This is a genomic window from Deltaproteobacteria bacterium (genome assembly GCA_016874775.1).
Classification (GTDB): Bacteria; Desulfobacterota; Binatia; order Bin18; family Bin18; genus VGTJ01.
On sequence record VGTJ01000163.1, the window covers coordinates 1 to 14,472 of the forward strand.

The following is a 14,472-nucleotide window of genomic DNA, read 5'->3' on the forward strand; positions in this document are numbered from 1 at the left end:
TGCGCGGCATTACCCTGAACAAGACAGCCATGCGGACGGTCGAAGCGCGACTGGAGCGTCATCCCAAGTTGCCCAAGTGGGACATCTTCATCCGCCCCGCTACTCCTGACTGATATAGGGGGATTTTCTTTTCCAGAATTCGCCTTAGCCACAGCTAACACGTAGTTTTCATGCGAGTCGTAGTAGGCATTGAGGTGATAAGTCGCGACCATGCCAGGCGAGACGGCGGTCATGAAACGATCGGTGAATTGTTGTGACTGGGCTTGGGCGCAACGCAGAAAGAGGTCGCTTTCTTGCGTGGCAGCACTCAGGTCCGTGTATTGGATTTCTGCTATCGCCTGTGGCGTGGTGTAGGTGGCGGCTAGCTTGAGGTTCTTCATCCGCTGTTGCATCAATTCAGCGAAGTCGGGAAAGTCGATGAAGTCGCGCCACGGTGGTCGCGTGGCTCCACCACCAAAGCCTTTCATGCGCTGTGTCACATAACCGGCAAACCCAGAGCGCGGCTGCTCGCCGTCATTGCCGATATCAATGCCAGCAGCGAGTTGTTTGTTGATCACATCTTTTACTGCGGCCTCGGACAGGCGGTCAAACTCCTTTTGGTCAATCGCCTCACCACGATCTTGGCGGATGAGGAGATCCAGTAACGATTGAGGACGTGGCAAACTACCAGTGTGAGTCGTGAGAATATGTTGTTGGCTGCGTTGCATATGTTCCTTCGAAAAAGGACTCACTGCTGGACAAGCCAGCAGTGGCACCTGAGCGCAGTATGCTGCGCCCCTACAAGTTATCCCACCGACCGCACGAATTTCAGAAAAGCGTTGATACACTCCTCTGGTTCATCCACATAAATCTCGTGTCCGGGTCCTTCAACGATCGTGATTCGTGAGTTGGGGATCAAGGTCCGCATCGAAAGTTGATCGCTGAGCGGAGTAATCGGACTACGAGACGGAGCAAGAACAAGTGTAGGGACTTTGATCTGCGGCAGCAGCGGCGCGGTATCGGCGCCATCCAGCGTGCGCGTAATCCCCTGTAAGACGTGTGTTGGTGTCTTTGCCCATTCTTTGACCACCCATTCGATATGGGCGGGATTCTTACCGCTAATGATTCTCTGTTTGATCAAGAGGCGTCCCCAGCCTTCTGACCCGCCAGTGGTAAGGGCCTGATTCACGTTTCCGTGTTCCCCTGACAGCGCTTGAGTTCCGGCTGGTCTAATCGTTGTGGGAGAATTACAAATAGTGAGACTTTTGAATCGTTCTGGCCAGCGTGACGCAAAGACAACACCGAGAATACCACCGATGGATTCGCCAACGTAATGCACCTGTTGCAGACCGACAGCATCCATAAATGCGCGCATGTCGTTGACCAGTTCGTCGATTGACCATTTGTGACCTGGTGCCGGGGCAGAAGACTGACCATGCCCGCGCATATCGCGCCGTAGAACTGGGTAGTGGCGGGCTAAGGCAGGAACCCAGTGATACCAAAACTTGGTGCTGCGTCCGACCCCATGCTGTAACCACACTGTGTCCTTTTCACTGACCCAGGGGTCGGTGTAGTCGTCGATCTCATAGAACATCTCGCAATTATTAGCGGTGACCTTTGCCATGATTCCCTCCTTATTTGTCGAAAAAGTAGGGGCGTATGACCGTCCGCCTCTACTGGCTGTTAGTCTTTCCACCCAGGCCCGAGTAAGGCGACATCGTTGCCGACCTGCAAGCCAAGTTCGGCGAGCCTCGAACGGAACTCCTCGACTGACTCATGTTTGACGAGGAACGTTTGTCGCCCCAGCCGCCCGCGGAAGTATGGTTGCAATAGTGCACTGCCGCCAATTGCACGAGCGACTTCTAAGTCGGTTACTTGCAGTATGAGGTCAGTTGCGACCGCGACTGTTGTTGGCAGCGTCCGCACGCCAGCCCAGGCGCGGATTGCTACGAACAGGAGTGGTGGTAAGTCATGTTGTAAACGGTGCTTCAGGTTTTCGAGCATGCTTTCTACTGTCCACCCTGCACTCATCGCTTTCTGTACGCTCTGACGAGTAATGCGCCAGTGACCGTTGCTGGTGGCGTCGGTTTCTGCCCACGCGGATAACTCGCCTGCCACGAGCAGATCAGTACGCGCTGGTGCGATCGTAAAAGTGCCATCTTCTGTGACGCTCAGGCACCGCGCTGGCGGTGCTATATAACTGACCACGCGCTGGGCGTGAGCGGCGAGCGTTTTGCTCTGCGGCTCTCTTGAGAGCAAGATGTAACGTTCGCCTACGGCGGTCCCGCTTCCTGGCCGTTTTGCCAGCGCGGCATCACGTTCTTCTTGCGTGGGAAATTCCAGAACATCGACACTACGGTACACCGAGAGCTGTTCGCGCCGTGCCGCCCAGTCAGCTAAGGTTTGCTTAATGTTCTCTGGTAACGGATAGTCACAGCCGCGACTCAATCTTTCAATCAGAATGTCTGGGGTGATACCTGACTCCAGTGCCGCATACACCGTTTCTCGTGTCAGATGGTACAGCACGGTCGCGCCACTTGAGGGCTTCCGAGCAGCGATGCGCTCGACAAACGCCAGTTGTGCAGCCGAGGCGCGATCAAGATAGACTACGACATCAAAATTCGGCTGCACGATCCAGCAGGGACCGTCGGGACCCATTGTCGGTAGGTCAACCGTGGTGGACGCACTCGCTGGCCGAAACGGATCATACAAGACTGCTCTGCCTAACGGTGTGAGACGAAACACAATGGACGCTGGCGTCGGCTCATTGCTCTCGCGAGCGAGGGCAACTAACCCGAGGTGATAGAGTGGCCCCACCATGGCATGCAGAATCCAGGTCTGTTCAGCGAGTTGCCAGCGTTCACGATTCTTCTTCCGCCACTCCGCGCGCTGCTTGGCTTCATCCGCGACTTTTCTGCCATAGGCTGGATAGAAGCCTTGGAAGTAGAGGAGTGAAAAATACTCTCCAATACGTTCATAGATGGCATCTGAGATATCGCTCAGACGATACCATGCTGTAGCGTCTGGCAATGCTGCCAGTGCCATGAGTAGTGCCGAGCGCATGACCGTGAACTTCCTGTGAGCAGAGGGGTCATCGTCCTCAAAATACAGCGCGCTGGGGGTGTATTCCGTCCAATGGGTCAGGGAACGATAGCCATTAACCCAGGCTGTTGCTTGGGCGCTGTACGGTTTCTCGAAAAGTGCGTTTGCTTGTGGGCTCACTTCCAAGCTGTTTAACTCGGGTCGGCTCTGTAAGCATCCGGCACTTTGGAGCAATTGGAAGAAAAACGATGTGACTTGTGGAAATGGCGCGTTAGCCGATTTCCCCGCCGCTTCCTCCCAGCCCAGCGCTTTGGTTAGCTTGGCGACAAATGGCTTTGCCAAGCGTCCCTTGGTGGTGATATCGATACGACCGAGTTTACGCAGTGTCTCGACCATCGACACGAGGCGTAAGACAACTTCTGCTGGCTGTAGTGCCATACCTGAGGCGTCACCTGCCACGAACGGTGTCAGTGATAACGTCACTGGCGGTGTTGTTTCCATGTGGGTAAGCAGCCTGTGATCAGAAAACACTTCGGGACGGTAATAATATTCACCCATCGCTGCATCGTGAGTAGAGCCGTAGCCTTGATCCCATTCACGTCCGAGCACCAATCCTTTCTTGATGAGCGTATTCAGTCCGCCATAGAGGAGACTAGCGCTACGGTTGAATCCGTACGAATAAGCTCGTTCTAGGGGCGGAGTCGGATAGCCCAACATGAAGAGTTCAACGGCGAACTCATCCGTGCGTGCAATCTGGCCATGATGTTTCAGTAAACCCAAACCCGCTCGTTCGAATGGAGAGAGCCCATCAATTACAGCTCGGACGGCAGTGGGGTTTGCGAGCCCGTTGATAATGGCTTTTGTGCAGGCGTCTTTGTTGAGTTTGCTTGCATCTTTTCCTACCCACACACGAGCCATTTGCTTCAGCACGTCTGCAGTGTAGGTCGGCAGATGCACAGCATAATCAAGCGGGAACAGCTGCGGTGGTAGAGCGTAACGACGAGATCCCCAACTCATACGTCAATCACTTTCGGTGTGTGTCCAGCCTTTAACAATTGCTTGATGACCATGTCAGCCTGACGTGGCTGAACAACGGCCACACGATCGGAGAGCTGCACGGTTATCGCTGCACCGATGCGTCGATCTGCGCGTAACGTTTGCAGTAAAAAAGGGTCACTCACTTCGATGATCGTGAGGTTGGTATGTAACACCGGTCCGGTAGCGTTATCTTTATTAACGGTTTGCCGCTTTGGCGGGACCAGTCGTAGTCGAGGCGTTTTCATCGGTACTCCATTCTGTTTCATCGGCGATACGATAGCTGTAGCCCTGCTCGGTCAAAAACAGCTGCCGATGATGGGCGAACTCTTGTTCTTCGCTATCGCGGCTTACCAGCGTATAGAAATGCGCGCGGCGCCCATCGGCTTTTGGTCGTAGCACGCGACCCAATCGTTGCGCCTCTTCTTGCCGAGAACCAAAAGTACCAGAGACCTGAATCAAGACTTCAGCATCTGGTAAGTCAAGGGCAAAATTGCCGACCTTGGATAACACAAGAAGTTTGATCTCTCCAGTGCGAAACAAACCATACAGACGCTCGCGTTCGCGTTGCGTGGTTTTGCCAGTGACAAGCGGCGCCTGACACTCTTCAGCAATCAGCTTCAGTTGATCGAGATACTGGCCAATGACTATCGTGGGTGCGCCAGGATGCGCAGCGAGCAGTTGATGGATCAGCGGTCGTTTGGCAGGATTCTCTGCTGCCACGCGAAACTTCTCGCGCGGACCAGCGAGCGCGTAGTTCATTTTAATGTCCTTCGGCATCACGCAGCGAATCTCGGTGCATAACGCTTCAGCAATCCAGCCTTGCCCTTCGAGGTCACGCCACGGTACATCGTATTTCTTAGGACCAATCAGGCTAAAGACATCACTCTCACGTCCATCTTCGCGAATGAGCGTTGCAGTAAGCCCAAGGCGACGGCGAGCTTGCACCTCTGCTGTGACACGAAACACAGGGGCAGGCAGTAAATGCACCTCATCGTAAATGATCAGGCCCCATTGCTGTTGATTGAATAACGCGAGGTGAGGAAAGTCTTCGGTCTTATCTGGCCGGTGGGTCAACATTTGATACGTGCTCAGTGTGACCGGGCCAATATCCTTCGTTGCTCCAGTGTACTCAGCAATATCCGCCGCATTTAGCGTTGTCTTGTCCAAGATCTCCCGTCGCCACTGTTCGACCGAGGTCCCACCAGTGGTGAGAATAAGCGTTGCTTGACTGACCTGGGCCATGGCAGCCAAGCCGACAATGGTTTTGCCACCACCACATGGCAACACAACTACACCACTACCACCTCGTTCGCTCCCACCACCATAAAATGCCTCAGCGGCTTCTTGCTGATAATCTCGAAGCGTGAAGCGCTCCTGACGTAAGGATAAAGGTAAGGGTATGCCATCCTCATACCCCGCCAGGTCTTCAACCGGCCAGCCGACGGTGGTGAGCGCCTGCTTGAGTACACCGCGATAGCGAGCCGGGACAGCAAACGTCTGCGGCGTGAGTTGTTCACCGAGATAGCGCTTGATGTCGCGATTGCGGGACAGTTCGGTCAGGAGGGCAAGATCTTCACATGCCAGCACTAGTCCTGAGGTCTGACGCAAAAGTTTCACCCGACCCCAACGTCCGGCCAAATCGCGAATATCAGCCAGCACATTTTGCGGCACCGGATATTTGGCAAACTCGACCAGCGCCGTAGTCATGCGGTCGGCAGAAAGGCCAGCGGCAGTCGCATTCCACAACGACAGTGGTGTGATGCGATAGGTATGAATATGTTCGGGGCTCTTCTCTAATTCAGCGAACCCGCCGATTGCCATGCGGACCTGTTCGTACTGAGGGTTGTGGACCTCAAGCAGCAGCGTGTGATCACTCTGAACAATCAGCGGGTTGTGTGGGCGAAAACTGTTCATGTCATTCATCGGCCTTGCCCTATTCATCTCAGGTTTGAGCGCCTTCTATCATCAAGCATGGCGAATGAACAGCGCAGTATAGGTATGGAAATTGCTGCATACTTGTTCAGATACGGTCGGTTATGAAAAAGTCAGAAGGAGGTATTTATGCAAGACATCAGCGAACGATGGTTACATGATCTGCAAGCAAAGCTCCACAGTGAACCATTGACAGCAGCAGAGGTGCGCATCGGCGTTTTCTATACTGCTGTGCGATTGTCGAGCGGACATGTAGGAGTTGCTTTCACCCCTCGGGATCTGAATGACACCGTGTGTTGTCCGAAGTCAGCAGCGTCGGCTCCTCCCGCAGGGCGCATTGCCGGCCAAGAAGCCTGGAAAATTGCCGAGTATGCATGTTCGCCGGTGCCGTTGCGGCGCTCGATTGGCGTTGCCGTTCTCAATGCGCTTTCGGCGTTGGCGATGGAACGTCATGGTCTGTGCGGCGGACGACTGCTGGTTGGTGTCGACGCGCTTGATGCGGCAGAAGTCCGTTCTGATGATCGCGTGGCGATGGTTGGTGGTTTTGTACCGTTTATCAAGAAACTCAAAGGTCAGGTTGCTGATCTACGAGTGATCGATAAACATCCGCAAGCTCTTAAAGCTGATGAACGCGCCTTCTGGCATCCGCCTGAACAAGCTGTGGAGACCCTGTCGCAAGCCAGCGTCGTGATTATGACTGGTTCGACGTTAGTAGAAGGCGGACTTGATGATCTGCTCGATGCTTCACGCACAGCTCGACGTGTGATTATGGCGGGACCAACGGCAAGCCCGTGGCCACCGACGTTCTTCGCGCGTGGCGTCCATGTCCTTGGTGGTATTCGCGTGAAAGATGGTGAGAAGCTGTTGCAGGTTGTGAGCGAGGGTGGTTCGGGTTATTTCTTTGAGGATTTTGCGGAGAAGGTGTGTATCGTCAAAGAATCGGGTGATTGAGTCATCGGGCCATAGGGCCATCGGGTCATTGAAGAAGTGAGAAATTGAGTGATCAGGTAATGGAGTCATTGTGCCATCGGAGATGTTATGACCGCTGCAATTCGCCACGCAACTTATGAAGATCTTCTCAAAGTTCCCGACAATTTGGTCGCTGAGATTGTCGATGGTGAATTAATTACCTCACCACGCCCAGCCTCAGCGCATGCACTCGCAACTGGAGGAATATACCAAGACATCGGGCCATTTTCTCGTCGTTCCGGTGGCGGTGGTGGTCCGGGAGGCTGGTGGATTCTCTTTGAACCGGAATTACACCTTGGTCGGGATATTCTTGTTCCTGATCTCGCTGGCTGGCGACGTGAGCGAATGCCAGTGCTTCGTGATGTGCCGTATTTTGAGTTAGCTCCGGATTGGGTGTGTGAGGTGCTTTCTACCAGTACTGCTCGTGTTGATCGGGTACGAAAGAAGCCAATTTACGCTCGTGAAGATGTTAGTCATTTGTGGTTGGTTGATCCTATTGCCCGCACCTTAGAGGTGTATCGCCTCGACGGCGGGCGATGGGTTGATATCGGGGCCTACGGTGGTACGGAGCTCATTCGTGCTGAGCCGTTTGCTGCGGTTGAAATGGATATGAGTCAGTGGTGGTTAGAAGAGGAAGCTGAGGAAGGGGAGAAGCGTTAAGGATCACTCAATGGAGAAGTGGCGCGATGACCCGATCACCCGATGGCGCGATGATTCAACGCCTCAATCCCAACGTCGCCTTCAGAATCTCTCGTAACTGCGGCAGCGATTGCTTATCCAACAAGTTGAGCGCTTTGAGGCCGGAGAGTTTTTCAACGAGTTGAATCCCCGCTTCAGTATTCGCTGCAGCTCCGGCGACAAGGTCAGGCTGTCGTTCAAATGCGGTGGTCACGCCCACGACACCATACGGATCTGACGCACACAGCACGGTGCACTTCACATTGCGTTTAATTTCATCAATAGCAGTCGCACCGTTGTATGGTTCGAGCGGTGAAGCGCCAGCTTCGGCAATGACAACATCAGCCTGTGTTTCCATCATACGCGTAAGTAGTTGCCGTAATGCGCATCGGTATTCTTCCGGGGGACTGACTGTTGATGGCAGCCCGACGTCGACGAAATCGAAAATCCAATCTGCCCCGGCATCTTTCACACTGAGAATATCGCGATAGCGTCCAGCTCCGGTGAGTTTGGCACCAATCACCTTGAGCCCTTCTTCCTTGAGCAGTCGAGTAATAATCCGTGCGGAACTGGTTTTCCCAGCCGACATAGAAGTGCCAACAATTAACACGACGGGAAGGGTAAACGGCCGCTCGGGCAAACGAGGAACGAAGTCTTGCATCGTGGTTTTCTTGCCATTTGCTATCACATGCCCACGATAGGTAAGCGATAATAAGGCCGGAAGAAACGCCGATTTCGAGGTAAGCTTGCCAAATAAACCAGCAGACGTCAGTGCCTCCATCTGCCAGTCATCTTTGATCGCTCGCCAGTCACCCACTGCTTCCAGTGTAGCGCAGCGTTGACCAAAGGCGCCGACAATCTGGTCACCATCGGTGACTTCGATCATACGACCATTGCCAAGCTCGATTGAGGAGAGGCCGCGATGATGGGCGTTGACTACGCCTACGACGTAATCACCGGTAGCCCATTGGTCCCTGGGCAGACGTTCCACTGTCCAGGTCATTTCGGGGAGGTTAGAAATTCTTGTCAAAGACGCGAAAAAATAACGCTCGTTCATAAGAGTCCTCCTTTGTGGAACGTCTTGTTCGGGGACATTACCCACCGTTTCGCCCCTCACCCTGTCTCCTTCGACGCTGCTCAGGACAGGCCTCACCTTGATACGGCGAGGGAACCCACAGGCGATCTATCCAGGTAAATTCACACTGCCGTTCGATCTTACCGGCGGCGTCAGCAACAGCAGCGCCAGTAACGCGCTGCGCTCAACCATCTTGTCAAAATAGAGAAACTCATGCTGGGCATGGGCGCCGTCGCCGACCGCTCCGAGTCCGTCAAGCGTTGCGGTGAAAAGACTTGTAGTGTTGCCATCGGATGCACCACCCGCGGCCCCAGCACCAATATGTACATCAAATGTTCGTCCTGCTGCTTGCGCCATTTCTAGCAGCGCGAGGTTGCGTGGTGTTTGCTCCATAGGTTGACGGCGCACGCTACCAGTAATCTCGAGTGTCACGCCTGGTGTGGTTGGCTGTAATGAATGAATACTTTCTTCGACCCGTTTTGCATCTTCGCGGGTTTGCACACGCACATCGATCTGTGCACGACTTTCTGGGGCAATGACGTTCGGACGTAACCCACCGTCGATCATGCCAACATTTACGGTGATGCCTTTGTTGGCATCATTTAAGGCAAAGAGTTTCTGGATCACGAAAGACAGTTCGAGAATCGCACTGGCTCCACCATCAGGATTAAGGCCCGCATGAGCAGCCTTGCCTTTGGCGACGACAGTGAAACTGCCGACCCCTTTACGGGCAATCTTTAGCTTGCCTTCTAAGCCAAGCGATGGTTCAAGCACGAATGCGCGATCAGCGATGCGAGCAAGGCGACGAATATGTGGCGTGGATTCTCTACTGCCAATCTCTTCATCTGAATTGATAAAAATGAGTGGCGTAACCGTTGGTTCTAGCCGAAGTGCATGTAGCGCTTGTAAAGCGTAGAGCATCTGCACTAAGCCACCTTTCATGTCGTAAACGCCAGGACCACGAATGACGCCTTCACCAACTTCTATCGGCATTTCCTTGAGCGTGCCAATTGGCCAGACAGTGTCGCTGTGTCCTATCAACAACTGCACAGGTTGTTGGTGTCGCCGCTCTAGTGGCTGAGCGAAAAAATGTCCGCCACTCTGTCGTCCGGGAATATGGCGTGCTGTGTAGTTGAAACGCTCGCAAACCTTGCTGAGGCGTGCTAACAGCAGATGCTGGGATTCTGGCACTGTTGACGGCGATTCTATTTCCGCGAGCTGCTGCACCAGCGTAATCATTTCTGGCAGACAGGTGCGGAGGTAACTGACAATTTCATGAGAAGGATTATTTACCATACCAGCCGACTCCTTATCGTTTGAAATCGGCAGGAAACGGAAAAGAATAACTCTCGTCAATCCGTGCGATCCGTCCTGGTGAGAGATAGCTCAGCAGTGGCGCTTGATGAATGATGTCCTGGTCGTCACGCTCGGCTCCACGCAAGGCATCGTCATGGGCATGGGCGGCAACAATACGCCCGATGATCAGGCTATTCACCCCGAAGCCATCGATGATGCGATCGAGCGTACATTCGAGGAACAGATACGCATCAGTCACGAACACTCCATCTACCTGACTGGCAGGGAACGTTGGTAACGGGAGCAGACTGGGCTTGCTATCATCGCCACAGCGTGGCGCGGCGGCGAGGCTCGTCAGTACGAGTTGCGTCGGTCGTGGGTAACTAACCGTGAACGCTCTCTCTCGCTCGATATTTTGCTGTGTACGATGACGTTGGGCACAGACAAAGGCAAAGTAATTTTCCCAACCCAGTGGTGTCACCATATGTTTGGGCGCGAGGTCGTAGCCGTCGGCTTCTTTGGTACCGACGAGCACTAACGGCGCGACGGTAAAAAAGCGATCCCATATAGGGAAATCGACTTCCAGCGTACGAATATGTTCACGGAGATAGTGCGGCATAACTTACCACTCCTCGAAGGAAGCAACGTCGTGCGGACGGCGACTCACGATGAGCTTCCCTTCTTCTTCTCGTTGACGGCGAAAGCCGAGCAGGTGAAAAAATTTAATGACAAACCAACGGGCAATCTTGGGGTTAACAATCAGTGTCTCGGAGTGTTCTGGATGGCGACGAACGCCAGGCAGCCAGGGGAGAAACTTTTCCAGTTGCCATTGGCGCATGGGAGCCGATACGGTTAACCACACAGGTTTAACTTCTCGTACGAGAAAAAACCCATCGGTTCCCTGGCTTTGATACAACGGCATCAAAATGTAGCTGCTCTCCTGTGCACGGATCTCGCCACGGCGATCACGCGCCAACAATTGACCTCGCTCTATTCTCTGAAAATTCTCAAAGCCTGGCTCCATGACAAATTGATCTTCTGGTTGGACCGCATGTCGATAGCAAATCTCTAAAATTGGTGGAACCGTTTTGGTTTGTTGCGCTAATTTCTCGTGCAGCGCACTCGCGTGTGGGACATCCGCGCGACGAATACAACCAGCAGTGATCAAGGTTGTCCACAGTGCCAGCTCATGGTGTTCCACTGAAGTGAGAGCCTCATTCTGCCCGCCTTCGAAACCAACTGCGATATAGCCACAGTCGTTCATGTAATTCAGTGTAGTCGCGTCGAGGTGCTCTTCCAAGCCAAGTATCACAGGCGCAGGTAGGCTACGCGCGAGTTGTCGATTCAGGAGCGTGTCAGCAATCACCGTAAAAGGAATACCAACGGCTGAGGTTGTGTGGAGGTCAAGAAAGATCACCGGTCCACGACGACGGGCAAGGGCTTTATCAATAGCTGCGAGTAGCTCGCGCTGCTCTTCGTCTTCTGGACCTGCAGGCTCCTTCCATGTTCCTGCACGGAATGCCGAGATACGTTCGAGCGACCAGACCCGATTAAGGTCCTGTGCAAGATAGCGCGTCTTGTTCAACAAGGCCGCACGATTACCAGCTAGCGCCAGTAGCTCACCACGGAAGGGGGGTTGATGCGTGTGGAGCCACTCCAGCACGCGTTGCGCAGCGATCACTCCGGCTGGTTCATTGCCGTGAATGCCACCGAGGCAAATCACTAGTGGGCCATCAGTGTGGCCACCGTAGGTGCCTAAGACGCGGGGAAGGTCTTGGGGAAGTGCGAGAGTGTGAGAACTCATTGCGATAGTCTTTAGTTTTTCCTCCACATTCGACCCTCACCCTAGCCCTCTCCCTAGCAGGGAGAGGGAAACACAGACCAGGAGTGTGGGGGACGAGGATGGCTAGAGGAAATTCACTTGAAATCCGTGTGAGTAGAAACCGTAGCGTGCGCCATACGCACGGGAATCAGAACGTACGGGCACATCGTGCGCGCAGCGCACGCTACCTCCTTGTGCTTCCCTCTCCCTGCCAGGGAGAAGGCTAGGGTGAGGGTGATAACTAGTGGAACTTTCCCTAAAGTTGGTTTTCGTTTCCATGTGCGCTGAGTGATTATGACTGATGCTCAAGCAAACGGGCTGCGATATTCATAATGTCACGTTCCGTGACAATCCCAACCAGATGCCGTTCTTTGATGACAAGCAGACAATCCATCTTCTCGTAGCGCATTAGGGTAAGGGCATCCTGGACTGACGTCTCAGGTGGAACCGTAGGAGGATTCGCGCGTAACACCGCACTGACCGGGACCGGCTCTGTTTGTCCTTGTTTGCTGAGCTTATCGTAATGGTGGACGATCTCGAACCAGGAGATCACTCCCAGTAACTCCCCTTGCTCATTCTCGACCGGGACATGACGGATATGTTTCCAGTGCATGAGGTTGATCACCAAATCGATTGGTTCCTCTGGATGGACAGTGAACAAATCAGTGGTCATGAACTCCTCGATACGGAGGTTGGCGGCAGTCTTTGCCTTGCCCTCTGCTAATTGGGCGTTTGACCATTCATGCACAGGTTTACCCTCCCATTGGCGATTGACTGTCGCTGCCGTTAACGCACTCAGCACTGAATCCTTACTTTCGCCACTGCCGTGCATTTCTGCGAGTGAGCGCAGTAACCAGTGCGAGCCAGTCCGACCAGATTTGACACGTTCTTCGATGACACCTAGGTAGCGATCGATATCGGCGGTTGTGAGTGTGGCCTGACGTAACCCTTGTCGTGCGAGGGGCAGCAATTCTCGGCAAATGAGTTCGCGAGCTGGTAGAACCTGACCATCGAGCCAGGTGAACTGCGCATCAAGGCCAGCTTGCGCAGCGGCGAGGAAATTGGTTTCGGCATCATGAAATGCCATGCTCTTGGTGATGTCACCGTACTCTGCCAGACCGCTGCTTAAGAGCCCAAGCAGAAAAGCGGCATTGGCGATTTCATCGAGTGGCGTTGGCCCTGAAGGCAGCACGCGATTCTCAATACGTAAATGTGGCTTGCCGTCGTTGAAGCCAAAACAGGCACGATTCCAACGATAGACTGTCCCGTTGTGGATACGTAATGCTTGCAGCGTCGGCATTTGTCCTTGTTGCAACCTGACCAGCGAATCTTCTTGCAACGACGCTCCGAGCAGGACACGAAAGCGAGCCAAGTCTTCCTGGAACAATTCAACGGCGGATTGCTCAACCCAGCGCGTACCGAAACTCACACGAGGTGACCGTTCGCGTATATGATGACTGGCGCCGCGGGTATCGACTGCTTGTTGAAAGAGCGGAATACGGGTCTCACGCCACAAGCGCCGACCGAAGAGCAACGGCGCATTTGTCGCTGCCGCCAGAACTGGTGCAGTCATGGCTTGAGCAATGTTATAGAGCGGAACGAATTCCTCGGCACTGACCTGATAATGTACTTGAAAACTGGTGCAGCAAGCTTCGAGCATGACTGAGTCATGCTTGACGATGAGTTCGTCCATGCCCTTAAGGCGGAACTCGTAGGAACCACCCCGTAGTTGATCCATGGCTTTGCTAATCGCGAGATAGCGTGGCTTTGGGGTCATGTTACTGAGGGAAAGGTCTGACTTACGCAACGTCGGTAAAATACCGGTGAGGACGATTTCGCTACCACAACGATGCGCTGTGGTCCGAAGATTGCCAAGTAGCGTTGTGAGGTCACGTTCCATCTGACTGAGGCAATCCCCAGTGAAAACCAATGGATCAAGATTGATTTCAAGATTGAACCGCCCCAACTCGGTGGTGTAGTGGGAGTCATCGGCGACATCAAGAATCTCCAGTGCGGTTGGCGCTGGTCGCCAGGCTTGGTCGACCAGAAACAGTTCCTGATCAGCACCGATGCGTCGCACATCGGATTCGATCATACCCTGCGAGATCATGGTCTCCAGGGCCTGGATATCGTGAAGCAGGCGGGTAATGAAAAAGCGCCGTTGCGCAACATCATGATCATGATCAACGTCTTGAGCGCCCATATCAGTGACTCCCTCGTATATGTGAGAGGAGCAAAAAGTAGGCCTCGTAATCTGCAGGAAAAGCCGGAGGGTTGTCGCAAAAATGAGAAAATAACAAGAGGGTTTTCCTATTTTTGCGAAAGATTACGGTGTTTGGTGAGGTTATTGCTGGCACACTTCTCGCTCCTGGCTATGTACGGGAGGAGATTCGTATGCATGCCAAGGTAATGAGAGAAAACACCCTTCGCTTCTTTGTTGTTGCAACACTTCTACAGGACTTACGCTTTGGACCTTAACAAGCCGTGACATGAGGGTTTTGTAGTTCAGCGCGAAGGTAATGACTAAACAAACTCTCCCGCACGGCATACAGGGTCTGGCCCAGTTCTTGAGCTTTCACTTTCAAGGATACCCACGCATGATAACAACATGCTAAGTGATTGCGCTGTGCCCGCGCCGCCC

At 53.6% G+C, this 14,472-nt stretch carries 12 protein-coding genes; 2 read left to right on the forward strand and 10 right to left on the reverse strand.

The genetic code is table 11. The annotated features are described in order from the left end of the window. From FJ147_22340 to FJ147_22360, 5 genes are all read right to left on the reverse strand, one after another. The coding region (locus FJ147_22340) for a hypothetical protein (GenBank protein ID MBM4258626.1) at positions 1-707 on the reverse strand (707 nt) is incomplete at its 3' end. Positions 708-784: 77 nt separating this feature from the next. After that, complete coding sequence (locus tag FJ147_22345; protein ID MBM4258627.1) at positions 785-1,603, reverse strand: alpha/beta hydrolase; 819 nt, start codon at positions 1,601-1,603, stop codon at positions 785-787. 59 nt (positions 1,604-1,662) lie between these two features. Beyond that, the gene (locus FJ147_22350) at positions 1,663-4,038 is read right to left on the reverse strand and encodes a hypothetical protein (protein MBM4258628.1); all 2,376 of its coding nucleotides are present in this window, start codon (positions 4,036-4,038) and stop codon (positions 1,663-1,665) included. Next, positions 4,035-4,304: a hypothetical protein gene (locus FJ147_22355; GenBank protein MBM4258629.1), complete on the reverse strand. Its 270-nt coding sequence runs from the start codon at positions 4,302-4,304 to the stop codon at positions 4,035-4,037. The genes FJ147_22350 and FJ147_22355 overlap by 4 nt, the downstream gene beginning before the upstream one ends. Further along, the gene (locus FJ147_22360; GenBank protein ID MBM4258630.1) at positions 4,255-5,973 is read right to left on the reverse strand and encodes a DEAD/DEAH box helicase; all 1,719 of its coding nucleotides are present in this window, start codon (positions 5,971-5,973) and stop codon (positions 4,255-4,257) included. Before FJ147_22360 ends, FJ147_22355 begins: the two co-directional genes overlap by 50 nt. A gap of 147 nt (positions 5,974-6,120) precedes the next feature. Here FJ147_22360 and FJ147_22365 point away from each other — a divergent pair, with 147 nt between their 5' ends. Continuing rightward, positions 6,121-6,942 (forward strand): Fis family transcriptional regulator, encoded by an 822-nt coding sequence (locus tag FJ147_22365; protein MBM4258631.1) that lies wholly within the window; start codon positions 6,121-6,123, stop codon positions 6,940-6,942. An 87-nt stretch (positions 6,943-7,029) separates the two neighbouring features. Then, positions 7,030-7,620 carry a Uma2 family endonuclease gene (locus FJ147_22370; protein ID MBM4258632.1) on the forward strand — a complete coding sequence of 197 codons (591 nt, stop codon included), beginning with the start codon at positions 7,030-7,032 and terminating at the stop codon, positions 7,618-7,620. 55 nt (positions 7,621-7,675) lie between these two features. On the opposite strand, the gene FJ147_22375 is transcribed toward FJ147_22370, so the two are convergent. The 5 genes from FJ147_22375 to FJ147_22395 form a co-directional block, all read right to left on the reverse strand. Beyond that, on the reverse strand, positions 7,676-8,695 hold the full coding sequence (locus FJ147_22375) for a DUF1611 domain-containing protein (GenBank protein MBM4258633.1): 1,020 nt from the start codon (positions 8,693-8,695) through the stop codon (positions 7,676-7,678). 126 nt (positions 8,696-8,821) lie between these two features. Beyond that, the gene (locus FJ147_22380; GenBank protein MBM4258634.1) at positions 8,822-10,009 is read right to left on the reverse strand and encodes a M20 family metallopeptidase; all 1,188 of its coding nucleotides are present in this window, start codon (positions 10,007-10,009) and stop codon (positions 8,822-8,824) included. 13 nt (positions 10,010-10,022) lie between these two features. Then, entirely contained in the window at positions 10,023-10,628 is a 606-nt protein-coding gene (locus tag FJ147_22385; protein ID MBM4258635.1) for a flavin reductase, read from the reverse strand. Between the two features lie 3 nt (positions 10,629-10,631). After that, a complete protein-coding gene (locus tag FJ147_22390; protein MBM4258636.1) occupies positions 10,632-11,813 on the reverse strand; it encodes a succinylglutamate desuccinylase/aspartoacylase family protein in 1,182 nt (393 codons plus the stop codon). 310 nt (positions 11,814-12,123) lie between these two features. After that, positions 12,124-14,034, reverse strand: coding sequence for a CBS domain-containing protein (locus FJ147_22395; protein ID MBM4258637.1), 1,911 nt, complete (start codon positions 14,032-14,034; stop codon positions 12,124-12,126). Positions 14,035-14,472: the final 438 nt, after the last annotated feature.